18 protein-coding genes, 3 rRNA genes and 1 pseudogene are annotated in these 26,438 nt (G+C 57.0%); 8 read left to right on the forward strand and 14 right to left on the reverse strand.

Features of this window, described 5'->3' with window-relative positions; all coding sequences use genetic code 11:
- Nucleotides 1-118 precede the first annotated feature (118 nt).
- The 7 genes from folK to dksA form a co-directional block, all read right to left on the reverse strand.
- A complete protein-coding gene (gene folK, locus U738_RS17995; RefSeq protein ID WP_035582966.1) occupies nucleotides 119-613 on the reverse strand; it encodes a 2-amino-4-hydroxy-6-hydroxymethyldihydropteridine diphosphokinase in 495 nt (164 codons plus the stop codon).
- Nucleotides 613-1,995, reverse strand: coding sequence for a polynucleotide adenylyltransferase PcnB (pcnB, locus tag U738_RS18000; protein WP_009287938.1), 1,383 nt, complete (start codon nucleotides 1,993-1,995; stop codon nucleotides 613-615). The genes folK and pcnB overlap by 1 nt, the downstream gene beginning before the upstream one ends.
- Nucleotides 1,996-2,889: 894 nt before the next feature.
- Entirely contained in the window at nucleotides 2,890-4,278 is a 1,389-nt protein-coding gene (locus U738_RS18005) for a sigma-54-dependent transcriptional regulator (protein WP_035582968.1), read from the reverse strand.
- The gene (locus U738_RS18010; RefSeq protein ID WP_172821691.1) at nucleotides 4,256-7,216 is read right to left on the reverse strand and encodes an ATP-binding protein; all 2,961 of its coding nucleotides are present in this window, start codon (nucleotides 7,214-7,216) and stop codon (nucleotides 4,256-4,258) included. Before U738_RS18010 ends, U738_RS18005 begins: the two co-directional genes overlap by 23 nt.
- Nucleotides 7,206-7,382 (reverse strand): hypothetical protein, encoded by a 177-nt coding sequence (locus U738_RS23495; protein ID WP_035582970.1) that lies wholly within the window; start codon nucleotides 7,380-7,382, stop codon nucleotides 7,206-7,208. Before U738_RS23495 ends, U738_RS18010 begins: the two co-directional genes overlap by 11 nt.
- A 1-nt stretch (nucleotide 7,383) precedes the next feature.
- Nucleotides 7,384-8,307, reverse strand: a complete 924-nt coding sequence (gene gluQRS / locus U738_RS18020; RefSeq protein ID WP_035582972.1) for a tRNA glutamyl-Q(34) synthetase GluQRS — start codon at nucleotides 8,305-8,307, stop codon at nucleotides 7,384-7,386.
- A 101-nt stretch (nucleotides 8,308-8,408) separates the two neighbouring features.
- On the reverse strand, nucleotides 8,409-8,846 hold the full coding sequence (gene dksA, locus U738_RS18025; protein ID WP_007111809.1) for an RNA polymerase-binding protein DksA: 438 nt from the start codon (nucleotides 8,844-8,846) through the stop codon (nucleotides 8,409-8,411).
- Nucleotides 8,847-9,077: 231 nt separating this feature from the next.
- Here dksA and U738_RS18030 point away from each other — a divergent pair, with 231 nt between their 5' ends.
- Together U738_RS18030 and sfsA are read left to right on the forward strand one after the other, a co-directional pair.
- The gene (locus tag U738_RS18030; protein ID WP_035582973.1) at nucleotides 9,078-10,238 is read left to right on the forward strand and encodes an aminotransferase class I/II-fold pyridoxal phosphate-dependent enzyme; all 1,161 of its coding nucleotides are present in this window, start codon (nucleotides 9,078-9,080) and stop codon (nucleotides 10,236-10,238) included.
- Nucleotides 10,238-10,990: a DNA/RNA nuclease SfsA gene (sfsA, locus tag U738_RS18035; RefSeq protein WP_172821690.1), complete on the forward strand. Its 753-nt coding sequence runs from the start codon at nucleotides 10,238-10,240 to the stop codon at nucleotides 10,988-10,990. The genes U738_RS18030 and sfsA overlap by 1 nt, the downstream gene beginning before the upstream one ends.
- On the opposite strand, the gene U738_RS18040 is transcribed toward sfsA, so the two are convergent.
- The 6 genes from U738_RS18040 to U738_RS18065 form a co-directional block, all read right to left on the reverse strand.
- A complete protein-coding gene (locus tag U738_RS18040) occupies nucleotides 10,962-11,411 on the reverse strand; it encodes a DUF4426 domain-containing protein (protein WP_035582977.1) in 450 nt (149 codons plus the stop codon). The genes sfsA and U738_RS18040 overlap by 29 nt on opposite strands.
- A 39-nt stretch (nucleotides 11,412-11,450) precedes the next feature.
- Complete coding sequence (gene metW / locus U738_RS18045; protein WP_035583732.1) at nucleotides 11,451-12,044, reverse strand: methionine biosynthesis protein MetW; 594 nt, start codon at nucleotides 12,042-12,044, stop codon at nucleotides 11,451-11,453.
- A complete protein-coding gene (metX, locus tag U738_RS18050; protein ID WP_035582979.1) occupies nucleotides 12,044-13,255 on the reverse strand; it encodes a homoserine O-succinyltransferase MetX in 1,212 nt (403 codons plus the stop codon). The genes metW and metX overlap by 1 nt, the downstream gene beginning before the upstream one ends.
- 55 nt (nucleotides 13,256-13,310) lie before the next feature.
- Complete coding sequence (locus U738_RS18055) at nucleotides 13,311-13,904, reverse strand: YggT family protein (protein WP_035582980.1); 594 nt, start codon at nucleotides 13,902-13,904, stop codon at nucleotides 13,311-13,313.
- Nucleotides 13,905-13,959: 55 nt separating this feature from the next.
- Entirely contained in the window at nucleotides 13,960-14,784 is an 825-nt protein-coding gene (gene proC / locus U738_RS18060; RefSeq protein ID WP_035582982.1) for a pyrroline-5-carboxylate reductase, read from the reverse strand.
- Between the two features lie 64 nt (nucleotides 14,785-14,848).
- The gene (locus U738_RS18065) at nucleotides 14,849-15,565 is read right to left on the reverse strand and encodes a YggS family pyridoxal phosphate-dependent enzyme (protein WP_035582986.1); all 717 of its coding nucleotides are present in this window, start codon (nucleotides 15,563-15,565) and stop codon (nucleotides 14,849-14,851) included.
- Nucleotides 15,566-15,597: 32 nt separating this feature from the next.
- Here U738_RS18065 and U738_RS18070 point away from each other — a divergent pair, with 32 nt between their 5' ends.
- Nucleotides 15,598-16,641, forward strand: a complete 1,044-nt coding sequence (locus U738_RS18070; RefSeq protein ID WP_035582988.1) for a type IV pilus twitching motility protein PilT — start codon at nucleotides 15,598-15,600, stop codon at nucleotides 16,639-16,641.
- A 38-nt stretch (nucleotides 16,642-16,679) separates the two neighbouring features.
- Here U738_RS18070 and U738_RS18075 read toward each other — a convergent pair whose 3' ends face one another.
- Entirely contained in the window at nucleotides 16,680-17,819 is a 1,140-nt protein-coding gene (locus U738_RS18075; protein ID WP_035582990.1) for an anhydro-N-acetylmuramic acid kinase, read from the reverse strand.
- Between the two features lie 145 nt (nucleotides 17,820-17,964).
- On the opposite strand from U738_RS18075, the gene tyrS reads away from it, so the two are divergent.
- The 5 genes and pseudogenes from tyrS (at nucleotide 17,965) to U738_RS18100 (ending at nucleotide 26,219) form a co-directional block, all read left to right on the forward strand.
- Complete coding sequence (gene tyrS / locus U738_RS18080) at nucleotides 17,965-19,164, forward strand: tyrosine--tRNA ligase (RefSeq protein WP_035582992.1); 1,200 nt, start codon at nucleotides 17,965-17,967, stop codon at nucleotides 19,162-19,164.
- Between the two features lie 502 nt (nucleotides 19,165-19,666).
- A 16S ribosomal RNA gene (locus U738_RS18085) occupies nucleotides 19,667-21,199 on the forward strand.
- 286 nt (nucleotides 21,200-21,485) lie between these two features.
- Nucleotides 21,486-24,376, forward strand: a 23S ribosomal RNA gene (locus U738_RS18090).
- Between the two features lie 145 nt (nucleotides 24,377-24,521).
- Nucleotides 24,522-24,637 (forward strand): 5S ribosomal RNA (gene rrf / locus U738_RS18095).
- The 16S, 23S and 5S rRNA genes sit together here, the layout of an rRNA operon.
- 253 nt (nucleotides 24,638-24,890) lie before the next feature.
- Nucleotides 24,891-26,219: pseudogene (locus tag U738_RS18100) on the forward strand (deoxyguanosinetriphosphate triphosphohydrolase).
- Nucleotides 26,220-26,438: the final 219 nt, after the last annotated feature.

The raw sequence follows: 26,438 nt of genomic DNA on the forward strand, positions 1-26,438 counted from the left end.
GCAGCCGACCATTATTGATGCTGCATCCCTGCATGCGCGAAGTGGCGTAACCGGTAATTGTTACCTGAATGGGGTGTCGGTGTCGAGATTTGTGTCAAATGGTAGCGTTAGCCGCACACTAGGCGTTAGGTAAGCGTTCCAAGCCTTGGTTCTCAACTTGCTCAAGCCACGTGGATAGCGGCTGTTGGAGAAGGTCTAGAGAGGGGGCGATCTCTGCGAGGGGGAGCAGTACAAAGGCCCGGGCAGTCATTTGCGGGTGCGGTACGCGTAAACGCGGCGAGTTGATGTGGTCATTAGCGTAGAGCAGCAGGTCAAGATCAAGCGTGCGGGGCCCCCAGTGGCGCTGGCGGCGGCGGCGATGCTGCTGCTCTAACGCCTGAAGCTGGTCGAGTAGCGCCAGCGGCGAGAGCTGCGTCTCCAGCGCGGCCACCGCGTTGATAAAGTCCGGCTGATCCTGCGGCCCCACCGGGCGGCTGGCGTAAAGCGATGATGCTGCCACCAATCGACTTAGCGGTAGCATTGCCAGCTCGTTGAGGGCCTCGCGAACCTGCTCGATAGGCGACTCTAGATTGCTACCCAAGCCAATATAGGCGAGCTGGGAAGGCGCACCCACTACTCTGGCGCGCTCGGCTTACGGCGCCGTTTGCGACGACGGTCGCCCTGGCTGGCGGGGTCGCCGCCAACTTTTTGCAGCAGGCGACGCTGTTCGTGCTCATCGCCGCGCTGAAACGCCGTCCACCATTCGCCTAAACCACTGGGTATCTCGCCCGCCTGCTCGCGCAGCAGTAGCAGGTCATAGCCCGCCCGGAAACGAGAATGTTCGCGGGTTTGGAAAGCTTTTTTACCGCGCCGCTGAGGTAGGCGCTGCTGAAGCTCCCAAATTTCCCGCATGGGGATACCAAAGCGCTTGGGAATTGAGGTGAACTCTAACTGACGAGAAACCACCTGCTGAGCCGCCGCTTGAAGCGCAGGAATGGGCGGCATGCCCTCCTGTTCCAGTGCTTCCTGGCGATGTTTGACCGGTGCCCATAAAAACGCCGCCAGCAGAAACGCTGGGGTGACGGGGCGCTCTTCGGCGATACGTTTATCGGTATTGGTCAGCGCCTGTTCAATCAGCTCTTCGGCCCAGGCGGCATCGGCCATGGCTTCTTCGGCCTCGGGGAACAGCATGCCGAATAGGCCGTAGTGGCTAAGCAGCCGGAAGGTGACCAAGCCGTGGCCCGACATAAACAGCTTGAGCACTTCATCGAATAGGCGCGCTGGCGGAATCTGCAGCAGCAATGGCGCCTGGTCGTACATTGGCGCTTCGGTGGCCGGGTCTAGGGTGAAGTCGAGCTTAGCCGCAAAGCGCACCGCCCGCAGCATCCGCACCGGGTCTTCGCGGTAGCGTGTCGCCGGGTCGCCAATCAGGCGCAGGGTGCGGGTCTTGATGTCCTCGGCACCATTGGCAAAATCGGTGATGCTGAAGTCGGCGATATTGTAGTAGAGCGCATTAACGGTAAAGTCGCGCCGCAGGGCGTCTTCTTCAATATTGCCCCATACATTGTCACGCAGCAGCAACCCTTCATCTGACTGGTGGGCTATGTGATCGCCATGCTCGTCTTGGGGTTTGCCACGGAAGGTGGTGACCTCAATGACCTCGCGGCCAAAGCGCACGTGGACAATCCGAAAACGGCGGCCGATCAGGCGCGAGTTACGAAATAGATCGCGCACCTGTTCGGGGGTGGCGTTGGTGGCGACGTCAAAATCCTTGGGCATTTTGCCAAGCAGTGCATCGCGGATGCAGCCGCCCACCAAATAGGCGTCGAAACCAGCCCCGCTAAGGCGATAAAGCACTTTTAACGCGGCATCACTAATATGCTGGCGAGAAACAGGGTGCTCGGACCGAGGGATGTTGCGCGGAGTAAGGGCGCTGGTAGTGCTCTCTTGGGGATCAAGCAAGGTTTTCAATTGCTCCCCCGGGCTGTGTAGGAAACGGGTAAATCCTTTAAACATGCGACGATTTCAACTCGCAGGGTACATAAAAAAGTCAAGTATTGCGTAACATGGCTATGTAAAAAGCACGTCAAATGAGTACCTAACATAGACAGTTAATGTCCGAGTGTATCCGACCCCCCAAGGCTTGCAAAGCATTTGACGCTGGTTTGCATAAACTCAAGTGTCCAGACACGGAAAGGGGAGGCTAAGAGAGCCTCCCCTATTAAGCGATTAATCAGCGTCCCTGCTGCTGTTTTTCTTCATGATGGCACATCGCCCTGAATACGCACCGCAGTCGGTAGGCGTTAGGATCGCAATCGTTCCGACCGCCTCGTATTCAAAACAATAATCCAACCGCGAACTTTTCTCCCCCCGGGGAATTATTATTGGCGCCGGGGTGTACACACTGACAGCTATTGTTGTTGTTAGGATGCCAAGTCACGTTGTACGTCGCGTCCTTATCGGGCCACTTGCTGCTTTTGTTATTGTTCGCTGCGCCTGTGTAGACTGCGCAAGCAAGTAATGAGACTCAAGCCTATTGTTATTGTTAGTACCGTTATCTCTACCTGGCCCTGTTGTTTTTGTTGTGGCTCAGGTTGGGGTGAGGTCATGTTGTTTTTGTTGGTGACCTACCGCTATGCCCAGTTTGTTTTTCTTACCCAGTAATACTGCAGACGCTGTGCCACCTATTTAATAAATTATAAATTTCAGAAGGTTGGCGTTTTTTTGAACGTGGCGGAACTTAGCGGCGCAAAAAGTGTTACCCCTTCTGGGTCCGTTTGTGCGCGGCTTTGTGTGGGAAGGTAACAGTGCCAGGGTAGCAAAGAGTGGGATATTTCTTATTTAAATCAGTGTATTAGACAATGGTCGTAGAGGGCGCGAGGAGTCCGGGTAGCTAGGCGCCCCGGGGGCTTAGCCTGGGCGCCGGGCCGTTTTTTTGCGCGGTATGCCAAGCCGTTGGCGCCGCTCCCAAAGATTTTTACGGCTTATACCAAGCTTTTGTGCCAGTTCGGTTTCACTCATTTGGTCTTGGTGCTCAAGCACAAAATGCTGAAAGTAATCCTCTAACGAGAGGTCGTCTTCATTTTCTTCAGCGGTATTATCTGCACTGCCAGAGGTGGTGGGAGTGGTCGTTGACGGAGCATGAGGGCGAGCGGTAATGGGCGCTAAACCTAAATCATCCGGGTGGATCAGATGTCCCTCGGCAAGAATGACGCCACGCTCAAGGGCGTTCTCCAGCTCGCGTACGTTGCCTGGCCAAGGGTAGTCGCGCAAGTCCTGGCGGGCAGCACGTGATAAACGCAGACCGGTCCGTTCATGACGCTTACATGCTTTGTCGAGCAGAATGTCGGCGATCTCGAGCACGTCATCCTCGCGCTCGCGCAACGGCGGCAGCTCGATCTGCATCACGTTCAGCCGGTAGTAAAGATCGAGACGGAACTCACCGGTTTTTGACAGCGCCCGCAGGTCACGGTGGGTGGCCGCAATCAGCCGGACATTAACGTGACGGGTTTCCACTGAGCCAATTTTACGGATTTCGCCCTCTTGGAGTACACGTAACAGCCGTGCTTGGGCATCCAGCGGCAGTTCGCCAATCTCATCCAAAAACAGCGTGCCGCCATCGGCCGCTTCGACTAACCCGGTGCGCGCGGCGCTGGCGCCGGTAAAAGCCCCTTTCTCATGGCCAAACAGTTCGGATTCGATCAGTGTTTCAGGAATCGCCGCGCAGTTGACGCAGATCAGCGGCGCTTTGGCGCGCTTGCTCTGCTGGTGAATCGCGCGTGCCACCAGCTCCTTACCGGTGCCCGACTCGCCCAGAACCAGTACGGTGACATCGGCGGGGGCGGTTTTACTAATGCGGGTGTAGACCTGCTGCATGGCAACGCAGTTGCCGATCATGGTCTGGCGGCCGCCGCCGGCATCGGTGATATCCGGCGGTGGGCTCTGCTGCATCGACTGCTTGTGCAGAATTCGCTCAACGGTTTCCAGCAGCTCCGCATGGTCGAAGGGCTTGGCAACGTAGTCCACGGCGCCCTGTTTGAGCGACTCCACGGCAGAGCGCATGCTGGCGTAGCTGGTCATGATCAGAACCGGCACGGGGCTTGAAGCCGCGATCAGCGTGGTGCCCGGCTCGCCCGGCAGGCGCAGGTCGCTGATGATGAGGTCGAACCCTTTGAGTTCAAGCTGGCTGGCCTCCTCAGCGCTGCCTGCTTCGCTGACCGTATAGTCGTGGCGTTCCAGCAGGCGCTTTAACGCGCTGCGAATAATCGCTTCATCTTCAACAATCAGAATCCTGGGCATGGGCTGGCTGATCATCCTGTTGGTAAAGCGGCAGCCATAACGTAATGGCTGTGCCGCGAGGCTGTCCGGGCGGTGGCGAGGCCACCTCTATTTTACCCTGGTGCTCATTGATAATCTGATAAGCCAGTGAAAGACCCAGGCCGGTGCCTTCGCCTGCTGGCTTAGTGGTGGTAAAAGGCTCAAATAAGTGGTCGCGCACCCGTGGATCGATACCCTGACCGTTATCGGTTATTCGCCACCAGGCAAGCTGCTGGTGGCGCCCTGCGCTAATATGAACATCTCCCTCCTGGTCGCAGGCATCCCTGGCGTTGCTCAGTAGGTTGACCATCACTTGGGTTAACCGCTGGGCATCGCCGCGCACCACCAGATCGTCGGGTATCTCATTGGTTAAGGTAACATCCTCTCCCGAGCGGGCGAGGTGGATCAAGTGCAGTGCATCTTCGCTAATTGATGCGAGCGCCACGGGGGAGGCGGGGAGCGGCACCGTTTGGCGCCCACCGTGGGCAAAGCCGACCAATGAATTGACGATTTTAGTCACCCTTTGGGTCAACTGCTGGATCTGATCGGCGGTTTCCAGCAGCACAGGGTCGTTGGTGTCGTAGCGCAGGTTTTGCGCCAGCGACGAGATACCGGTAATCGGATTGCCAATTTCATGGGCGACCCCGGCAGCCAACTGGCCAATGGAGGCGAGTCGCGCCGCATGCACCAACTCGTCTTCCAGCCACTTCATTTCGGTATGGTCTTCAATCAAAATCACGCTGCCCCCACGGCTGTCGTGGCCGCTGAGAATAGCTTTGTGCAGGGTCAGAAAGTAATCCTTGCCGTGCAGCGTCACCGCCTGCTTGTAGAGCGGGCCTGGCGTCGCGTCTAACACGCTGCCCAGCAGGCTGGGCCAGGGGGCGGGTAGGCTATCGCGGCGCGAACCGATCACGCTTTCACCGCTAATCCCCGAGAGCTGCGAGAGCGCCTGATTCCACATTAGTAGTTCATCGTCATCGCCTAGCACGCACAGCCCCACGGGCAGATAGGCCAGGGTTTGGCGGTGGTGGCGGCGCAAGCCGTCGAGTTCCCGGGCTAGCCCCGTTAACCGCGAACGGTAGGCCTCCAGGCGACTTTCAACAAAGTGAATATCGTCGGTTTCCGGGGAGTCATCGTGGCGGTAGGGCAGGTAGCGGTCAACAATATCTCGTGCCACTGAAGGCCCCATTAACCCCGAGAGGTTGGCTTGAATACGGTCGCGCAGGCGGCGCAGAGCGTAGGGGCGCCGCTCCTGGGGCGTTAAGTTGAGCGCTTTCAAGGCACGGGCGACTTCGCGTTGGGCGGCTTCGTCGCCCAGCGCTTGGGCTAAATGGTTAGCAAAATCACTCGCCGTCGCGGCTTCCAGCGGAAAGCGCTTCGAGCGGATAACCGCATCCACTGAGCACGCTTCCGCGGCGGACTGCTCCCCTTCAGAAATCCGCGTAAACAGCGATATCACAATCAGCAGCAGGATATTGACCGCCAGCGACAGCAGCGTGACGTTATACCAAACCGGTGCATTGGCGGGCGTAAACGGTGTAAAGGGTAGCGTCGGTACGGGGAGCGAGAACATAAGCGGCAGCCATAGGCCCCACAGCCACACGACGACGCCTGCGATCAGGCCAACAATCATGCCTTTACGGTTAGCGCCGGGCCAGTAGAGCAGCGCCAGCATACCGGGCAGGCATTGGGCCATGCCGACAAACGCGGCGAGCCCTAGGCCGATTAAGCCGTGGTAGCGCCCTACCCACTGGTAAAACAACCAGCCGCCGATAATCACCGCAACGACTAAGCCACGGCGTAGCCATAGCAGCCAACCATAGAGGTCGCTGCGTGCCTCGGGGGGCCTCGCTACCAGCACGATATGGTTCAGCACCATGCCGGAAAGCGCCAGCGCAATCATGATCATGGTGCCGCTGGCGGCGGCTAACCCGCCGATAAACGCCAGCGCCCCGACCCACCAGTGCTCGGTCATCAAGTAGGCGGCATAAGCGGCGATGGGGATGTCGGGATTAACCGATTGAGCGGCCCACCAGATCAGCGGCACCGGCAGCGCCATTAACAGTAGAAACAGCGGCAGTGCCCAGCTGGCTTGCAGCAGGGTATGCCGCGACAGGCTTTCCGCAAAGCTGATATGGAATAGGTGCGGCATCATAAAGGCCGCGGCAAAAAACAACAGCAGTAGGGTTCGCCACTGTGCAGGGTCAAGTTGGGGTGTCTGCTGTTGGAGGATAGCACCGGGGCCTTCCAGCCACAGCTGCATATCGCCTGGGCCGTCAAACACCATCCATAGCGCCACCGCACCAAGCCCCAGCATGGCCAGCAGCTTAACGATGGATTCAAATGCAATGGCGCTGAGCAGGGTGTCGTGACTGCCGTGAGTCTGACTGTGGCGAGCGCCGAAAATCACTGCAAAGGCGGCAATAACGGCACAAAAGAGCAGCGCAACGCTACCCCCCGCTTGGCTGGCGGTGAGGATGTTGATGGCTTCGCTGAGGGTTTGGACTTGAATGCCCAGCAGTGGCAGCACCGCTAGTAGGCTGACGATAGTCACCAGCGTACCCGCCCACCGCGAGCGAAAGCGAAAGGCAAATAGATCTGCCAGCGAGGTCAATTGATAGGTGCGGGTGATGCGCTGGATCGGCACTAACAGCACCGGGGCGAGCAAAAAGGCCCCCGCTGCGCCCAGGTAGTAGGCCAGGTAGCCAAACCCTGCGTGGGCGGCCATTTCCACGCTGCCGTAAATTGCCCAGGCACTGGCGTAAACCCCCAGGGCAAGGGTGTAAACAATTGGGTGGCGGGTAATACGCACCGGAACCCAGCCGCGCTCTACTGCAAAGCCGCAGCCAAACAGTAGCGCCAGATAGCCTAGCCCCAGTAGTAGGACGCCGACTATCTCAACGTGCACCTCAACGTTCATCAAGCTTCCTCTTCTGCTCCAGCCACAGGGTTAGCGCAATCAAGCCGCCCCAAATCGCAAACGGCCGGTACCAGGCAGCCGTAGGGTCGCTCCAGCCGTTCATTAGCAGCGGAGAGAGCAGGTAGCCGCCAAACACCAAAAACAGCATGATGCGATAGACGTACATATCAATCTCCTGGTGGTGAAGAGGGCAGCATGGAAAGCGGTATTGAACGGTGCTTGGTGGGGCGCAGTCGTTCAAGTGACCAGTTGGCTACCGCCCAGTGTAGCTGAGTCGCCGGGGGCTCTGCTGCGAGGTCTTGGGGCGGCGCTTGATCAAGCGCTTGCAGGGCTTGAAAGAGCTGCTGGCGCACACCGTGGTCATCTTCAGCCAGGGCGGGGGCGAGGTTTTGCTTCGATAGCTTCTGGCCTTCAGCGGTGACGATGAGCGGCAAGTGTAGGTAGCGCGGTTGCGCTAGCTTAAGAGCGCCCTGCAACTGGCGCTGCCAGGGAGTGTTATCAAGCAGGTCGAGCCCGCGCACTACATCGCTAATCTGCTGGTCGGCGTCGTCGACGATGACGGCAAGTTGATACGCCCACAGGCCATCCTTGCGCTTTAACACCACATCGCCCAGTTCCGCTGGGTCAAACTGCTGCTCGCCGAACAGCCGGTCTTGCCAGCGAATCGGGCGCTCGCCGCGGTCGCTGCGCAGCCGCCAGGCCAGCGGTTTAGTAGGCTCGCAGACGCCATCGCGGCACCAGCCCGGGTAGATGTCAAATGCCTGCCACTGTTTGCGGGAACAGCTGCAGGGATAAGCAAGGTCTAGTTGGATAAGCCGGTCTAAGGCTTGCTGGTAAGCATCACTGCGGGTGTGCTGCCACAGCACCGCTTCGTCCCACTCCAGGCCGAAAGTCTCCAATTGGCGCAGGATAGTACTCGCCGCGCCTTCAGGGCAGCGGGGTGGGTCGATATCTTCAATACGTACCAGCCACTGCCCCTGGGCTGCACGGGCGTCTAGATAGCTGCCCAAGGCGGCGACCAGCGAGCCAAAGTGCAGCGGGCCTGAGGGCGTAGGGGCAAAGCGCCCCCGGTAGCGAGCAGAATCATTCATGGTAGCGTCATTGTTGAGAGGGGCTGATTATTCACAAAAAGCCATTCACAAAAACGGGCACCCTAAGGTGCCCGCGTTCGAGTAGCACGGTCTTTTAGCGCTCAGCCGCCCAGCTGTTTCTCTTTGAGTTCCGCCAGGGTTTTGCAATCCACGCAGAGGGTGGCGGTGGGGCGAGCTTCTAAACGACGAATGCCGATTTCAACGCCGCAGGCTTCGCAGAAGCCGTAATCGTCATCGTCAATGTTATCCAGCGTCTCGTTAATTTTCTTGAGCAGCTTACGCTCGCGATCCCGAGTGCGCAGTTCCAGGCTAAAGCCTTCTTCCTGGGTAGCGCGGTCGGCGGGGTCGGCGTAGTTGTTCGCATCTTCCTGCAGGTGGCGTACGGTACGATCCACCTCTTCCATGAGATCCTGTTTCCAGTCCAGCAGCAGCTGTCGGAAGTGCGCTAGCTGCTGCTCGTTCATATACTCTTCACCCGGCGCTGGCTCATACGGGGTGAAGGACTTGGACGCTTCCGGTTTCTTTTCTGCTACTGGCATGGGACTGCCCCTTACATATGTGACTACTGATCGACCATGAGCAACTGTCACGATCTCACGCCAAAGGGATGCTTGTTTAGCTGAAAAATGGCTGGGTTGCAAGCATAATGGTGCCTTTTCGATGATAGTCTTGTCTGGAATATGACTAGGGCCATGTTTTAGTTAACTTTTAATAATGCCCCTATTTTACTGATACCTCAGTTTTAATAATGACTAGATACAGGAGCCGTTATGGCCTGGAATTCGCGTGTCGACCACGTTGCCCCTTTTCGGGTCATGCATTTGCTGGAAATGGCCCAGGCGCGGGAAGCCGCTGGTCATGATGTCATCCACTTGGAAGTGGGCGAGCCGGATTTTGCGACCCCTGCGCCGATAATCGCGGCCGGGCAGCAGGCGCTTGCCAACGGCCATACGCGCTACACACCAGCGGCTGGCTTACCCGCGCTGCGCGAGGCCATTGCCGGGCACTACGCTAAGCACTTTAACGCTACTGTGGATCCAGCGCGTATTTTGGTAACGCCAGGGGCTTCCGGGGCGCTGCTGCTGGCCAGCCAGCTGTTAGTCGCCACCGGCTCGCGGGTGCTGATGGCTGACCCAAACTATCCCTGCAACCGTCACTTTATGGCCTTGGCGGGCGCTGCAATTGATGCGGTCTCTGTGGGGCGTGAGAGCGGCTGGCAGTTAGACTCCTCACTGGTAGCGCAGCATTGGCGCGAGGATACGAGTCTTGCCATGCTGGCATCGCCCTCTAACCCCACCGGTCATACGTTGAGCGCGCAGCAGCTTTCTGCCGTGCTGGCAGCGGTCGCCGAGCGTGAAGGCGAGGTGATCGTCGATGAGATCTATCAGGGCCTCAACTACGACGATGCGCCACTGTCGGCGACCTCACTCTCAGCCAACGCCTTTGTGGTCAACAGCTTCTCAAAATATTTTGGTATGACCGGCTGGCGCTTGGGATGGCTGGTGGCGCCAGAGCATGCGGTAGAGCCATTAACGCGGCTAGCGCAAAACATGTTTCTGGCCGCGGCGACGCCTTCGCAGCATGCCGCCTTGGCGGCGTTTACGCCCGAGTGCCGGGGTATTCTTGAACAGCGCCGTGAAACCCTGAAAGAGCGCCGCCAGGTGCTGCTGGAGGGCCTTGCAGGCTTGGGGCTGGCGCCGGATCTCCCGCCCCAAGGAGCGTTTTATTTGTGGCTGGATATCTCCCGCTACAGCCGCGATAGCCAGGCCTTCTGCGAGCGCTTATTGCAGGAGGAGAACGTGGCGATTACTCCCGGCATCGATTTTGCCGTGCGTGGCGGCGAACACCATGTGCGCATCGCCTTTACCAATGACGTTGCCCGGCTGGAAGAGGCGGTAGCGCGGATTGCCCGCTTTGTGGGCAGGCTGTGATGCTGAGCTATCCAGCGCTGGTGCCGGGCACGCTACTCAAACGCTACAAACGCTTTCTAGCCGATGTACGCTTGGATGATGGCCGCGAGGTGGTGGCCCACTGCCCCAATACCGGCTCCATGAAGGCGGTGAACGTGCCGGGGTGCCGCGTGTGGCTGTCGCCCAGTGACAACCCTAAACGCAAGCTTGCCTGGACGTGGGAGTTTATCGAGCTGCCGCAGGCCGATGGGCAGGTAGCGCTCGCCTCGGTGCACACCGGCCGCGCTAACCGCATTGTGGAGGCGGCGTTAGAGGCGGGCGAGTTAGCGCCCTTGGCAGGCTACGCCACGCTGCGCCGAGAGGTAAATGTGGCCGATGCCCGGCTCGATTTTAGGCTGGACGATCCAGAACGGGGGCGGGCGTATATCGAAGTGAAGCAGGTCACCCTTAAAGAGTCCGACGGCCACGGCTACTTTCCGGATTCGGTCAGCGTGCGCGGCACCAAGCACCTGCGCTCACTGCAGGCAGTGGCGGAGCAGGGCGAGCGGGCGGTGCTGCTGTTTTGTGTCGCCCACGAGGGCATTGCAGATGTGGCCGCCGCTGCGCATATTGATGCCACTTACGCGGCAGCTCTGGCGGAGGCCGCTGCCAGCGGGGTGGAAGTGCTGGCCTATGGCATTGAAGTGGAGTGGGAGCAGGGGCGCCCTATCGGCGTAGGGTTAACCCGCCACCTGCCTGTGCGGTTTAGCGATCAATATAAAAACGCTGAATAAAGTTAACCTGCTCGGGGGCGGCGTTGCGGTCGTAGCGCACGCTTAATTCAAAGCGCATACTTTCATCTTCGCGCATGGTGAACGGTGCCAAGTGATAGGTGGCATCGCCGTCATGCACGGTGCGAAAACTGAGCGACTCCTGAACGCCTGTTAAGCCGCTGACGTGGCCCTGCACGCTGGCGTTAACGGGGCGGGTGCTGCCATCTTCCTGGCGCTCGCGAACGCTCACATTGACCAGCCCACGGTTGGCGCTGCGCTGAATACTGTTCGCCTGGGCCACCTCTGGGGTTAAAAAGCTGCTGTTCACTGCGCTGTAGTGAATCTCGTAATCGCCCACGCTCACGAACTGCTCAGCGTGGGCCCCAGCGGCGGCGAACAGCGTGCCGACAAGAGCGGCACCGATCATTAATCTGCGTAGCATGGCGTGGCTCCTTGGGTAATGGTTAAACAGGCTGCAAACCTAGCGGCGGCGTACGCGGAAAATGGCAATTTCACCAAACAGGTTGGGCCATAGCCGCGATTTCCAGTGACCTTGATGATCTCCCACGCCCACCGCGCGATCAACAATCATCAGACCCTTCTCGCGGCACAGGTGCTCAAAGTCGTTGAACGTTGAAAGGTGGATGTTGGGTGTGTCGTACCAGGCGTGGGGCAGCGATTTGGAGACCGGCATATAGCCGCGCAGACCCAAATGTACACGATGGCGCCAGTAGGCGAAGTTGGGGAAGGTAATGATGCCCTCTTCGGCGACGCGCAGCATTTCATCGAGCATCTTGTCGGGCCGGCGCAGCGCCTGCAGGGCCTGGGTCATAATCACCTGATCATAACTGTTATCGCAGAAGCTGCTTAAACCGTCATCCAGGTTGTGCTCAATCACGCTGACGCCACGGGCCACGCAGGCATTAATGCCGTCATGATCGATCTCTAAGCCATAGCCGGTCACGCCTTTATTGCGCGCCAGGGTCTCCAGCAGCTCGCCGTCGCCGCAGGCCAGGTCGAGTACATGCGCGCCTTCGGGCACCCAGTCGTAAATCAGTTCAAGGTCAGCGCGCATCATGGCGTCTCCTCCGTGCCCGGCTCATCTTTGCCCAGCTCTGCAAGACTCAGTTCCCGGGCCGCGCGGTTCATAAAGGCACTGAAGATAGCGTCGTAGCGCGGCGCTGAGAGTAAGAAAGCGTCGTGCCCGTGGGGTGACTCAATATTGGCGTAGCTAACCGATTTGCCTGCCCGGGTGAGCGCATCAACAAGCTCGCGGGAACGCGAGGGCGGAAAGCGCCAGTCGGTGGTAAAGCTAACAATCAAAAATGGGCACTGCGCTGGGGCCAGGGCGTTGGCTAAGTCACCCCCGTGGGTGGCGGAAGGGTCAAAGTAGTCCAGCGCTTTGGTCATCAGCAGGTAGGTATTGGCATCAAAGGCGGTGGAAAAGGTATCGCCCTGATAGCGCAGGTAAGACTCCACCTGAAACTCAACGTCGAAGCCAAAGTTGAGGTCGTCGCTACGCAGGTCGCGGCCAAATTTGCTGCCCATGGCGTCTTCTGACAAGTAGGTGATATGCCCCACCATACGCGCGAGCTTCAGCCCGCGCTTGGGCACGGTGTCGTGCTCGGCATACCAGCCGTCAAAAAACTCCGGATCAGAGCGAATTGCCTGGCGAGCCACTTCGTTAAAAGCGATATTTTGCGCCGAGAGCCGAGGCGTGGCGGCAATCACCACCGCATTAGCTACTCGCTCAGGGTAGGTCATTGTCCACTGCATGACCTGCATGCCGCCCAGGCTGCCGCCCACCGCCGCGGCCCAGCGCTCAATCCCCAGGTGGTCAGCAAGCCGTGCCTGGCTGGCTACCCAATCGCTCACCGTGACCATGGGGAATTCAGGGCCCCACTGGCGGCCAGTCTCGGGGTTGTGGCTGACCGGCCCGGTGCTGCCGTGACAGCCGCCGAGGTTATTGAGCGAAACTACAAAAAAGCGGTTGGTGTCGATCGCTTTGCCGGGGCCGATGTGGGCGTCCCACCAGCCGGGCTTGCGGTCTTCTTCGCTGTGGTAGCCCGCTGCGTGGTGGTGACCGGAGAGCGCATGACAAATCAGCACCGCGTTATTCCGCTCGGCGTTTAGCGTGCCGTAGGTTTCGTAAATCAGCTCGTAGGCAGGCAGCACTTTGCCGCAGGCAAGGGCGAGCGGCGTGTCGAAGCGTGCTACGTGCGGGGTAACCAGGCCGACGGAGCCCGCCGGCCGGTCTGCAAACGCAAGCGTATCTGAATCAGGCATTGAAGGCGCGAGTCCTGCTAAAAAGTACAACTAAATGAATCAATATGAATCGTCATTACAGCCCGACCAGCGCGCCGGAAATGCCCGCCGCGCGGATCAGCGCGCCGACCACCAAACCGTCGATCAGGTTAATAGCGATAAACACCACGATAGGCGAGAGGTCGATCATACCGAGCGACGGAATCACTTTGCGCACCGGAGCCATAATCGGCTCCACCAGTTGCATCACCAGCAGCGCGCCTGGGTGGCTGGCGTTGGGGGCTACCCAGCTCAAAATAATCATCACAATCATGGCGAAGAAGTAGATTTTTAAAATCGCATTCGCCAAGGCCGCCACACCCGCGATGAGCAGCCCGGGAATGGGCGGCATGCCCACGCCAATGACCATAAAGATGGCGATGATACTGACCACTTTTAAGGCAAAACCTGCTGCTAACGTCGCCAGGTCGAAACGGCCCGCAACGGGGCCTAAAAAGCTTTGAAACAGACCCACCACCGGCTGGGTAATCTTAACCACCGACTGGCTTAACGGATTGTAGTAATCCGCCCGCGACGCCTGCAGCAAAAAACGCAGCATAAGTAAAAATAGATAAATATTGATTAGGGTGTTTACCAGCATTAACCCTGCACTGCCCAATTCATTGCCCATTATAGAGTCTCCTTGATGATCCGTTGCTGAACTGCTGCGTTACTGAGCGGTGATCTCAGTCTCCGCTTAGTTCCTTGGCCATTGCCTGGGCGCGGTCGGCGCAGGCCTGCATGGCGTCGGCAATCGTGGTGCGCAATTGTGCCTCTTCCATGTGCTGAATAGCACGCTCGGTGGTGCCGCCCGGCGACATCACGTTCTGTTTCAACGTGGCCGGGTCTTTATCGCTCTGTTGGGCCATGGTGGCGGCACCCAGCGCGGTTTGAATAGCGAGGCGGCGTGCGGTGGCGGCAGGTAGGCCGAGCTTAACCGCGGCTTCCTCCATGGCTTCAAACATCAAAAAGAAGTAGGCCGGGGCACTGCCTGAAACGGCGGTGACCGCATCTAACAGCGCTTCTTTTTCTACCCACTCGACAATGCCGACCGCTTCCATGAGCTGGGTGGCCACGTTGCGCTGGGCGTCGCTAACCTTGGCATTGGCGTAGAGGCCGCTGGCGCCATAACCGACCAGCGAGGGCGTATTGGGCATGCAGCGCACCATAGCGTTTTGGCCGCCTAGCCACTGATCGATAGTGTCGGCATCCAGACCTGCCGCAATTGAAATCACCAATGGCTGCTGGCGCTGAACGCTGTCGCGTAGCGCTTCGCATACGCCGCGCATGATTTGCGGCTTCACCGCGAGCACTACCACATCAGACTCAGACACCGCCGCATTGTTGTCGGTGTCGGTATTAATGCCTAAACGCTGTTTAATCGCTGCCAGTTCGTTGTCATTCGGCGCGGTGGCGGTAATAGTAGAGGGTTCAACGCCGCTTTCGATCAGGCCGCCGATAATGGCGCTGGCCATATTGCCGGCCCCAATGAAGGTAATCTTATTCGCCATAATAGGTGTCCCTTTAGTAAACGTTGGCTCAGTGATGTGTAGGCTGCAGCATATCGTTATTTGCCTAAGCCGTCTGGCGGGCGCCGAAAATTGCGGTACCTAAACGCACTAGCGTGGCGCCTTCAAGTATCGCCGCCTCTAAGTCGTCGCTCATGCCCATCGAGAGCGTATCAAGCGGCGCCTCGGGCAGGGCGTTCTGCAGTGCAGTGAACGCCTCGCGCAGCGCGGCCAATGGTTGGCGCTGCGCCTCGATACCCTCTGCCGGGGCGGGAATCGCCATTAAGCCGCGCAGGTTCAGGTTAGGCAGAGTGGCGACTTCCCTGGCTAATGCCTCCAGCTCCTCGGGCAGCACACCTGCTTTGCTCTCTTCGCGGCTGATATTAACCTGCAGGCAAATATTCAGCGGTGCAAGGTGCGCTGGGCGCTGCTCGCTAAGACGCTTGGCAATTTTTAGCCGGTCGACGCTGTGCACCCAGTCAAAGTGCTCGGCCGCAGAACGGGTCTTGTTGGACTGCAGCGGCCCGATGAAATGCCATAAAATGCCGTCAAGGTCGGCGAGTTCAGTCTGCTTCTCCAGCGCTTCCTGCAGATAGTTTTCACCGAATTCACGCTGGCCCAGCTGCCAAACCTGGCGAATCATCGCCGCCGGTTTGGTCTTGCTGACCGCCAGTAGCTGGGCTGCATCCTGGGTGCGCCCCGCGCTTTCTAATGCGTTACACAAGCGTTCGCGGGCCTGATCGTATGAAGAGGCGAGTGACTCGTTAAGCGTGATGTCTGTCATACTCAAGCACCTTACCGCAGCGGGGAAGAGAGATGGATATTACCGAACTGCTAGCATTCTCGGCAAAGCAGAATGCCTCTGACTTGCACCTTTCGGCCGGTTTGCCACCCATGATACGTGTTGATGGCGATATTCGTCGGCTCAATGTGCCCGCCATCGATAATAACGATGTGCGCAAATTGATCTACGCCATCATGAATGATCGCCAGCGACGCGACTACGAAGAGCACCTGGAAATTGATTTTTCCTTTGAAGTGCCGGGGGTGGCGCGCTTTCGCGTTAATGCCTTTACCCAAGCGCGCGGGGCGGGGGCGGTGTTTCGCACTATTCCCATTCAGGTGCTCTCCATGCAAACCCTGGGGCTGGGTGAGGTGTTCGAGCGCTTGGCGATGTTGCCGCGGGGCCTGGTGCTGGTGACTGGACCAACCGGGTCGGGCAAGAGCACCACGCTAGCGGCGATGATCGATTACATTAACGACCATCGCTACGAGCACATTCTGACCATTGAAGATCCCGTTGAGTTTGTCCACACCAGCAAGCGCTGTTTGATTAACCAGCGCGAAGTTCACCGCGACACCCATAGCTTTGCCGACGCGTTGCGTAGTGCGCTGCGTGAAGACCCGGATGTGATTCTGGTTGGCGAGCTGCGTGACCTTGAGACTATCCGGCTAGCGCTGACCGCGGCTGAAACCGGTCACCTGGTGCTGGGAACGCTGCATACGACGTCTGCAGCCAAGACGATCGACCGGATTATCGATGTTTTCCCCGGCGAAGAGAAAGCCATGGTGCGCTCCATGCTGTCGGAATCGCTTCAGGCGGTGGTGTCGCAGACGTTGCTTAAGCGTGAGGGCGGCGGCCGGGTGGCGGCCCACGAAGTGCTGATTGCCACCTCGGCAGTGCGTCACTTGATACGTGAAGACAAGGTGGCGCAGATGTACTCGGCCATTCAAGCCGGCGGTAGCTTGGGCATGCAAACGCTGGACGCTGCGCTGTCTCGGTTAGTAAAAGAGGGCGCGGTGAGTTTAGACGAGGCGCAAATGAGTGCGAAGGGAGCGCTGGCATTAAAAGGTGAGTAGCGACGGCTCAATGCCAGTCGCCAGTTCAAGCTCATAGTTCAGCAAGCATAAATACCACCTAGTACCCGCGGCCCTTGTGCGCCGGTAACCGAGGGCAGGTTGCCGGGTAGGTGGTGCAGGCGTTGGTGAGCCAGCCAGGCAAAAGCTCCCGCTTCAATCCAATCTTCAGGCCAGCCGTACTCGGCTGGCGAAGTGAGCGTTGCGCGCGGGAGATGATAGGCAAGGCGCTGCATTAAGTAGCCGTTGTGAGCGCCGCCACCAGCGGTGATCAGCGTTAGTGAACCGTCACTGATCTGCAGTTGCTCAATGCCTTGAGCAACACTGACGGCAGTGAGTTCGGCCAACGTCGCCTGAACATCGGCGGCGGATTCCTGGCCGCTGAGATGTTGGCGGAGCCAAGCCAGGTGGAAAAGCTCACGCCCCGTACTTCTCGGCGGCGGCTGCTGGAAAAACGGTTCTGATAACAACCGAGCTAACAGCGCTTCATCTACCTTGCCGCTAGCGGCCCAGGCGCCATCTTGATCAAAGCGACCACCCTGATGCAAGGCAAACCAGCCATCCAATAAAACATTTGCGGGCCCGGTATCGAAACCGATCACTGGATCGGTCGGCTGGCTAGAGAGCCAGGTGAGATTGGCAAAGCCGCCTAAATTAAGCACCAACTGATGCGCGTCTGCTCGACCAAATAGCGCTTGATGAAACGCTGGTGCCAGCGGGGCGGCTTGGCCGCCAGCGGCTAAGTCACGGCGGCGGAAATCGGCCACCACCGTGCAGCCGGTGAGTTCTGCCAGCAGGCTGGGGTTATCCAACTGAAGCGTATAGGCCGGGCCGCCTCCGTGACCTTTAGGGGCGTGCTCAATAGTTTGGCCATGACTGCCGATGGCGCTGATCTGGTCTACACCCACTGAAAGTGGCGCTAATAAGTGTTTCACAGCTTGGGCTTGGCAATGGCAGAACGCGTGTTCCGCTGCTGCGAGCTGCGCAAAACTCACCTGCTCCGCATGACACAGCTTAAATAGTAGGCGATGAAGCTCGTCCGGCATCGGTTCGGCATGGGTGGCCAACAGGCGCGGCGGCGAATCACCTTCGATGGTGATAAGTGCCGCATCAATCCCGTCCAGACTAGTGCCGGACATCAGGCCAATATAGTAAAGCGGCGAAGCAGTAGGCGTTTTCATAAGCGAACTCGTACAAAACTGGGCTGAGACTAAACCAGGGTGAGAGCTAAACCAAGGCTCAACCAAGGCGAGCGAGCATGGTAACATCGTCGGTTATTTATCACCTGAGCCCGGTATGGGCGGTTCTTTATAGTGGAGAGAGGCAATGAGTGAGGTGGATCAGGCTTTAGCGCTGTTATCGCGCGGTACGCATGAAATCCTGGTTGAGGATGAGTTAAAAAAGAAGCTGGCTTCAGGCCGCAAGCTGCGTATTAAAGCGGGTTTTGATCCCACGGCCCCTGACCTGCACCTGGGGCACAGCGTGTTGCTAACCAAAATGCGCCAGTTTCAGGACTTGGGGCACACGGTTATCTTTCTGATCGGTGACTTTACCGGTCGTATTGGCGACCCCACCGGTAAAAACGTAACGCGTAAACCGCTCACTGAAGAAGACGTGAAAGCCAACGCCGAAACTTATAAAGAGCAGGTGTTTAAAATTCTCGACCCCGAGAAAACCGAGGTGCGCTTTAACGCCGAATGGTTTGGCGAGCTCTCCGCTGCCAAAATGATTGAGCTGGCTGCCCAAAGCACCGTCGCACGTATGCTGGAACGGGATGACTTTGAAAAGCGCTATAAAGCCAATCAATCTATTGCTATCCACGAATTTCTCTACCCCCTGGTACAAGGCTATGACTCGGTAGCGCTTGAGGCGGATGTGGAGCTGGGCGGTACCGACCAGAAGTTCAACCTGCTGATGGGGCGCGAAATTCAAAAGCACTTCGGCCAAGAACCCCAGGTGGTCATCACCATGCCGCTGTTGGAAGGGTTAGACGGCGTGCAGAAGATGTCGAAGTCCCTGGGCAACTACATTGGTGTCGATGAAGCGCCTGGATCCATGTTCAATAAGCTGGTCTCCATGCCGGATAGCTTAATGTGGCGCTATTTTGAGCTGCTCTCTTTGAAATCGAACGAAGAGATTGACGCGCTCAAGCAGAGCGTTGAGCAGGGCGCGAACCCGCGGGATATCAAAATGGAGCTGGCCCGTGAGCTAATTGCCCGCTACCACGGCGATGAAGCAGCCGCCAATGCGCACAAGTCTGCGGGTAATCAACTGGCCGATGGCGAACTTCCGGAAGACCTGCCCGAAGTCACGGTCGATTTCGAAGGCAGCGAGCAAGCGCCCATTGCGGCAGTGCTCAATCGAGCAGAGCTCGCGAACAACAGCGCCCAAGCCAAAGATATGCTGGGTAATGGCCGGGTCAAAGTCGACGGCGACGTCGTTGCCAAAGACACCATGCTGGCGACAGGTAAGAGCTATGTGATTCAGGCTGGCAAGAAACGTTACGCCCGTGTGACGCTTATTTGAACTTTTTGTGCTTATTTTCAACCTAGGTCTTGCCAACCCGTCAGCGAAACCGTAAAGTACGCATCCGCTGCCGGGGACGCCAAGCGTTACCAGCGGTGCATAAGGTGTAAAAGCCTTGGTTTGTCAAATGGTTACCGATTTTGCGATAACTCGCGGTTTTGGGTGTAATGAGTATCACATCGAAAACAACGCCCTTGACAACCACCAGGAAATGCGTAGAATACGCCTTCCTCGCTGAGGCAAGCCAGTTCAACGGCAGCCCGGTTACTTTCACAGTAACCAAGCAGCGAAACAGCTCTTTAACAATTTGATCAGGTAATTCATGTGGGCGCTTGCTGATGTTGGTGACAAATCACCAAATATCAAGGCAAGCGACTCAAGCAATAGGGTTTTAAAGGATTCGTCCTTTAGGATCTGTTTTGAATGAATTCGTTTGAACCTTGAGCCAAGTTTGGTTCGCTTCTGTCACTTTCGAGTGGCAGGTAAGAACCGCATAGATCTTAAACTGAAGAGTTTGATCATGGCTCAGATTGAACGCTGGCGGCAGGCCTAACACATGCAAGTCGAGCGGTAACAGGGGTAGCTTGCTACCCGCTGACGAGCGGCGGACGGGTGAGTAATGCATAGGAATCTGCCCGATAGTGGGGGATAACCTGGGGAAACCCAGGCTAATACCGCATACGTCCTACGGGAGAAAGGGGGCTCCGGCTCCCGCTATTGGATGAGCCTATGTCGGATTAGCTAGTTGGTAAGGTAATGGCTTACCAAGGCAACGATCCGTAGCTGGTCTGAGAGGATGATCAGCCACATCGGGACTGAGACACGGCCCGAACTCCTACGGGAGGCAGCAGTGGGGAATATTGGACAATGGGGGCAACCCTGATCCAGCCATGCCGCGTGTGTGAAGAAGGCCCTCGGGTTGTAAAGCACTTTCAGCGAGGAAGAACGCCTATCGGTTAATACCCGGTAGGAAAGACATCACTCGCAGAAGAAGCACCGGCTAACTCCGTGCCAGCAGCCGCGGTAATACGGAGGGTGCAAGCGTTAATCGGAATTACTGGGCGTAAAGCGCGCGTAGGTGGCTTGATAAGCCGGTTGTGAAAGCCCCGGGCTCAACCTGGGAACGGCATCCGGAACTGTCAGGCTAGAGTGCAGGAGAGGAAGGTAGAATTCCCGGTGTAGCGGTGAAATGCGTAGAGATCGGGAGGAATACCAGTGGCGAAGGCGGCCTTCTGGACTGACACTGACACTGAGGTGCGAAAGCGTGGGTAGCAAACAGGATTAGATACCCTGGTAGTCCACGCCGTAAACGATGTCGACCAGCCGTTGGGTGCCTAGAGCACTTTGTGGCGAAGTTAACGCGATAAGTCGACCGCCTGGGGAGTACGGCCGCAAGGTTAAAACTCAAATGAATTGACGGGGGCCCGCACAAGCGGTGGAGCATGTGGTTTAATTCGATGCAACGCGAAGAACCTTACCTACCCTTGACATCTACAGAAGCCGGAAGAGATTCTGGTGTGCCTTCGGGAACTGTAAGACAGGTGCTGCATGGCTGTCGTCAGCTCGTGTTGTGAAATGTTGGGTTAAGTCCCGTAACGAGCGCAACCCTTGTCCTTATTTGCCAGCACGTAATGGTGGGAACTCTAAGGAGACTGCCGGTGACAAACCGGAGGAAGGTGGGGACGACGTCAAGTCATCATGGCCCTTACGGGTAGGGCTACACACGTGCTACAATGGCCGGTACAAAGGGCTGCGAGCTCGCGAGAGTCAGCGAATCCCTTAAAGCCGGTCTCAGTCCGGATCGGAGTCTGCAACTCGACTCCGTGAAGTCGGAATCGCTAGTAATCGTGAATCAGAATGTCACGGTGAATACGTTCCCGGGCCTTGTACACACCGCCCGTCACACCATGGGAGTGGACTGCACCAGAAGTGGTTAGCCTAACGCAAGAGGGCGATCACCACGGTGTGGTTCATGACTGGGGTGAAGTCGTAACAAGGTAGCCGTAGGGGAACCTGCGGCTGGATCACCTCCTTAAACGATGCGTCACAGTCGGTAAGCGTCCACAATGAATTACCTGATCAGATAGCTGTTGTATGAGCAGTGATAAGCGAACGCTTTTCTAGCTTAGAAAAAGAAAAAGGTCTTCTTTTTTTAATGTGAAAAAACGCTTATCACTGCTTATAGCAGTCGCTCTTTAACAATGTATATCATGCTGACAAGAACACTTTGTAAGAAGTGCTTCTTAAATTGTGATACGCGTCAGCGTATCCGGCAAAATGAAACGTGATCATTGCGACATCCAGACTCCTTCGGGTTATAGGGTCAAGCAATGAAGCGCACACGGTGGATGCCTAGGCAGCCAGAGGCGATGAAAGACGTGGTAGCCTGCGATAAGGCTCGGTGAGGTGGCAACAACCTGTGACCCGGGCATTTCTGAATGGGGAAACCCACTTATCATAAGATGAGTATCGTGCACTGAATACATAGGTGTACGAGGCGAACCAGGGGAACTGAAACATCTAAGTACCCTGAGGAAAAGAAATCAACCGAGATTCCCCTAGTAGCGGCGAGCGAACGGGGACCAGCCCTTAAGCATGTGACTGATTAGGCGAACACGTTGGGAAGCGTGGCCGTAGCGGGTGATAGCCCCGTAGTCGAAAATCTGATCATGTGAAATCGAGTAGGTCGGGGCACGAGAAACCTTGACTGAAGACGGGGGGACCATCCTCCAAGGCTAAATACTCCTGGCTGACCGATAGTGAACCAGTACCGTGAGGGAAAGGCGAAAAGAACCCCGGAGAGGGGAGTGAAATAGATCCTGAAACCGTGTGCGTACAAGCAGTAGGAGCAGACTTGTTCTGTGACTGCGTACCTTTTGTATAATGGGTCAGCGACTTATATTCAGTGGCGAGGTTAACCGTATAGGGGAGCCGTAGGGAAACCGAGTCTTAACTGGGCGACACAGTCGCTGGATATAGACCCGAAACCGAGCGATCTATCCATGAGCAGGGTGAAGATTGAGTAACATCAATTGGAGGCCCGAACCAGGATCTGTTGAAAAAGATTTGGATGACTTGTGGATCGGAGTGAAAGGCTAATCAAGCTCGGAGATAGCTGGTTCTCCTCGAAAGCTATTTAGGTAGCGCCTCACGTAGTACCGCCGGGGGTAGAGCACTGTTTCGGCTAGGGGGTCATCCCGACTTACCAACCCGAGGCAAACTCCGAATACCGGTGAGTAACGCGTGGGAGACACACGGCGGGTGCTAACGTCCGTCGTGAAAAGGGAAACAACCCAGACCGTCAGCTAAGGTCCCGAAATCCTGGTTAAGTGGGAAACGATGTGGGAAGGCTCAGACAGCTAGGAGGTTGGCTTAGAAGCAGCCATCCTTTAAAGAAAGCGTAATAGCTCACTAGTCGAGTCGGCCTGCGCGGAAGATGTAACGGGGCTAAACCAGGTACCGAAGCTACGGGTTCATCCTTAGGATGAGCGGTAGAGGAGCGTCGTGTACGCCAATGAAGGTGGATTGAGAAGTCTGCTGGAGGTATCACGAGTGCGAATGCTGACATGAGTAACGATAAAGGGAGTGAAAAACTCCCTCGCCGGAAGACCAAGGGTTTCTGTTCGACGCTAATCGGAGCAGAGTGAGTCGGCCCCTAAGGCGAGGCCGAAAGGCGTAGTCGATGGGAAACGGGTCAATATTCCCGTACCGGACATGGTTGCGATGGGGGGACGAAGAAGGCTAGGTGAGCCAGGCGTTGGTTGTCCTGGTGAAAGTGAGTAGGCTGAGGGTTTAGGTAAATCCGGACCCTTTCAAGGCCGAGACACGAGATGAACTGACCACGGTCAGGAAGTCACTGATGCCACGCTTCCAGGAAAAGCCTCTAAGCTTCAGATCATGTGCGACCGTACCCCAAACCGACACAGGTGGTCAGGGTGAGAATCCCAAGGCGCTTGAGAGAACTCGGGTGAAGGAACTAGGCAAAATGGTGCCGTAACTTCGGGAGAAGGCACGCCGGCGTAGGGTGAAGAGACTTGCTCTCCTAGCCCGAACCGGTCGAAGATACCAGGTGGCTGCAACTGTTTATTAAAAACACAGCACTCTGCTAACGCGCAAGCGGACGTATAGGGTGTGACGCCTGCCCGGTGCCGGAAGGTTAAATGATGGTGTTAGCCGCAAGGCGAAGCTCTTGATTGAAGCCCCGGTAAACGGCGGCCGTAACTATAACGGTCCTAAGGTAGCGAAATTCCTTGTCGGGTAAGTTCCGACCTGCACGAATGGCGTAATGATGGCCACGCTGTCTCCACCCGAGACTCAGTGAAATTGAAATCGCCGTGAAGATGCGGTGTACCCGCGGCTAGACGGAAAGACCCCGTGAACCTTTACTATAGCTTCACACTGGACGCTGATGTTGCCTGTGTAGGATAGCTGGGAGGCTTTGAAACTCGGACGCCAGTTCGGGCGGAGCCAACCTTGAAATACCAGCCTGGCATCATTGGCGTTCTCACTCAGGTCCGTTATCCGGATCGAGGACAGTGTGTGGTGGGTAGTTTGACTGGGGCGGTCTCCTCCTAAAGAGTAACGGAGGAGCACGAAGGTACCCTCAGCACGGTCGGACATCGTGCATTGAGTGCAAGAGCATAAGGGTGCTTGACTGCGAGACAGACACGTCGAGCAGGTGCGAAAGCAGGTTCTAGTGATCCGGTGGTTCTGTATGGAAGGGCCATCGCTCAACGGATAAAAGGTACTCCGGGGATAACAGGCTGATACCGCCCAAGAGTTCACATCGACGGCGGTGTTTGGCACCTCGATGTCGGCTCATCACATCCTGGGGCTGAAGTCGGTCCCAAGGGTATGGCTGTTCGCCATTTAAAGTGGTACGCGAGCTGGGTTTAGAACGTCGTGAGACAGTTCGGTCCCTATCTGCCGTGGGCGTTGGATGTTTGAGAAGGGCTGCTCCTAGTACGAGAGGACCGGAGTGGACGACCCTCTGGTGTTCCGGTTGTCACGCCAGTGGCATTGCCGGGTAGCTATGGTCGGACGGGATAACCGCTGAAAGCATCTAAGCGGGAAGCCCCCTTCAAGATGAGACATCCCTGAGGCCTAGAGCCTCCTGAAGGGCCCAGCGAGACCAGCTGGTTGATAGGCACGGTGTGGAAGCGCTGCAAGGCGTTGAGCTAACGTGTACTAATGGCCCGTGAGGCTTGACCCTATAACACCCAAGGGGTCTGGTCGTGATGATGACGCAACATTAAACGCCGGATACGCGCGCTGAGCTGACTGTTTAAGACAGAAAGCTTGGCAATGAGACGCACACAATTTAGCAATAGTCAGCATGATGTACATTAACAGTTACGCCTGACGACCATAGCACGCGTGAACCACCTGATCCCTTGCCGAACTCAGAAGTGAAACCGCTTAGCGCCGATGGTAGTGTGGGGTCTCCCCATGCGAGAGTAGGTCATCGTCAGGCACTTATTTGAAAAATCCCTCAGGGCTTACGCCTTGGGGGATTTTTTTTGTGTTGGGTGAAGGGTAAGTCGTGAATCGTGAGTAGAAAACGTTGGTGAATGGGGGTCTCCCCAATATCCTGTTCCGCCTCACGCCTCACGCCTCACGCCTCACGCCTCACGCCTCACGCCTCACGCCTCACGCCTCACGCCTCACACTAACGTGCGGTTTTCTGGCGTTTTATGTCAGAATGCACTCCTCCAGGAGGAATGCCCATGACTCAGATGCGCTGGGAACAGTTACTTTCCCCACGTCGTCTTCACGATCAACGCTCAACAAGTACCCGTGAAATCGGTCGTAGCCCGTTTCATAAAGATCACGACCGTATTGTTTTCTCAGGTTCATTTAGACGCCTAGGGCGCAAGACCCAGGTGCATCCGCTAACCGAAAACGATCATATTCATACGCGCCTAACTCACTCGCTGGAGGTTGGCTGTGTAGGCCGCTCCTTGGGCATGATTGTGGGGGAGTTGCTGCGCGATCGCCTGCCTGAATGGATTACGCCTGCTGACCTTGGCGTCATTGTCCAAACGGCGTGCCTGGGACATGACATCGGGAATCCCCCTTTTGGCCATGCGGGAGAGTATGCAATCCGTGATTGGTTTCAGCGCGCTCAAAGCAGTGGCCTGTTAGAAGGCCTTTCAGACGCTGAGCGCGAAGATCTGTTGACCTATGAAGGCAACGCCCAGGGTTTTCGGGTGATTACCCAGATCGAATATAACCAGTTTAATGGCGGTATGCGGCTTTCTGCAGCCACCTTGGGTGCATTACTTAAATACCCTTGGACGGTTCGTTATGGTGGACGAGCGGGCAAGTTTGGCGCCTATCAGTCAGAGCAGGTGCTGCTCAAAGAGGTGGCTGAAGCGGTAGGGTTGCTGCCCCAAGCGAGCAGCGCTGGTGCCGCCATCCACTGGCGTGGCTGGTCGAGGCGGCAGATGATATCTGCTATGCCCTATTGGATCTGGAAGATGGTTTGGAGATGGGCATCCTGCGCTATGAAGAGGTTGTCGAAATACTGCGCCAAATTGCCGGAGAGTTTCCGCCCGAGTATGCCGAAATGCAAGATCGTAATGTGTCACAGCGGCGCCGCATTGCACTTCTGCGAGGAGCTGCGATGGAGCGGGCGGTCAATGATGTTGGCACGGTGTTTGTGCAGCACGAGCAGGCCCTGCTGAGCGGCACACTCAGTGAGGATCTGTTGGAGCTGTGCCACCCTGACCTGGGATGGGCGTGCAGGCGGCGAAGCAGTTGGCTCGAGAGCGCATTTTCCAGAATGAGCGTAAGGCGAAGCTCGAGATTGGCGCCCTATACAACGCTGGGTATTTTGCTGGAGGCCTTTATTGGTGCGGCTCATGAACTTCATCACACCGGGCACTCATCGTTTAAACACCAGCGTGTACTGGCCCTGATTGGTGAAAATACGCCGCTGCCTTCATGGTCGCTCTACGATAGCTATCGGCGAATGCTGGACTTTATCGGTGGTATGACAGACCACTATGCGGTGGTCTGGCCCAGGAAATGGGCGTCGACTGCGTGGGGATTGAGCGCAGGGCACTTATACGGAAGGTTGGCTCAGGTGCTTCAATTCCATCAACTGAGCGCGCTCAAGCAGAACATTAATGACCTTGTCATGGGTGCGTCACTGAGTGGGCCTGGCGTTAGCTCGGTTAACTGCTTGGCAAGGGTGTCACCGCTTACCACCAGAATATCCGGGGCGGCTTCGCTATTATCTATTGTCCAGCCCGGCAGCACCAATACGCCCC

The organism is Halomonas sp. TG39a (assembly GCF_000744395.1).
Taxonomy (GTDB): Bacteria; Pseudomonadota; Gammaproteobacteria; order Pseudomonadales; family Halomonadaceae; genus Vreelandella; species Vreelandella ventosae_B.

Excerpts from the sequence above, each read along its gene's own strand:
- pcnB (WP_009287938.1), bottom strand. The coding sequence starts at position 1,995 with ATGTTTAAAGGATTTACCCGTTTCCTACACAGCCCGGGGGAGCAATTG.
- U738_RS18005 (WP_035582968.1), bottom strand. The coding sequence starts at position 4,278 with ATGCCCAGGATTCTGATTGTTGAAGATGAAGCGATTATTCGCAGCGCG.
- U738_RS18010 (WP_172821691.1), bottom strand. The coding sequence starts at position 7,216 with ATGAACGTTGAGGTGCACGTTGAGATAGTCGGCGTCCTACTACTGGGG.
- U738_RS23495 (WP_035582970.1), bottom strand. The coding sequence starts at position 7,382 with ATGTACGTCTATCGCATCATGCTGTTTTTGGTGTTTGGCGGCTACCTG.
- gluQRS (WP_035582972.1), bottom strand. The coding sequence starts at position 8,307 with ATGAATGATTCTGCTCGCTACCGGGGGCGCTTTGCCCCTACGCCCTCA.
- dksA (WP_007111809.1), bottom strand. The coding sequence starts at position 8,846 with ATGCCAGTAGCAGAAAAGAAACCGGAAGCGTCCAAGTCCTTCACCCCG.
- U738_RS18030 (WP_035582973.1), top strand. The coding sequence starts at position 9,078 with ATGGCCTGGAATTCGCGTGTCGACCACGTTGCCCCTTTTCGGGTCATG.
- sfsA (WP_172821690.1), top strand. The coding sequence starts at position 10,238 with ATGCTGAGCTATCCAGCGCTGGTGCCGGGCACGCTACTCAAACGCTAC.
- U738_RS18040 (WP_035582977.1), bottom strand. The coding sequence starts at position 11,411 with ATGCTACGCAGATTAATGATCGGTGCCGCTCTTGTCGGCACGCTGTTC.
- metW (WP_035583732.1), bottom strand. The coding sequence starts at position 12,044 with ATGCGCGCTGACCTTGAACTGATTTACGACTGGGTGCCCGAAGGCGCG.
- metX (WP_035582979.1), bottom strand. The coding sequence starts at position 13,255 with ATGCCTGATTCAGATACGCTTGCGTTTGCAGACCGGCCGGCGGGCTCC.
- U738_RS18055 (WP_035582980.1), bottom strand. The coding sequence starts at position 13,904 with ATGGGCAATGAATTGGGCAGTGCAGGGTTAATGCTGGTAAACACCCTA.
- proC (WP_035582982.1), bottom strand. The coding sequence starts at position 14,784 with ATGGCGAATAAGATTACCTTCATTGGGGCCGGCAATATGGCCAGCGCC.
- U738_RS18065 (WP_035582986.1), bottom strand. The coding sequence starts at position 15,565 with ATGACAGACATCACGCTTAACGAGTCACTCGCCTCTTCATACGATCAG.
- U738_RS18070 (WP_035582988.1), top strand. The coding sequence starts at position 15,598 with ATGGATATTACCGAACTGCTAGCATTCTCGGCAAAGCAGAATGCCTCT.
- U738_RS18075 (WP_035582990.1), bottom strand. The coding sequence starts at position 17,819 with ATGAAAACGCCTACTGCTTCGCCGCTTTACTATATTGGCCTGATGTCC.
- tyrS (WP_035582992.1), top strand. The coding sequence starts at position 17,965 with ATGAGTGAGGTGGATCAGGCTTTAGCGCTGTTATCGCGCGGTACGCAT.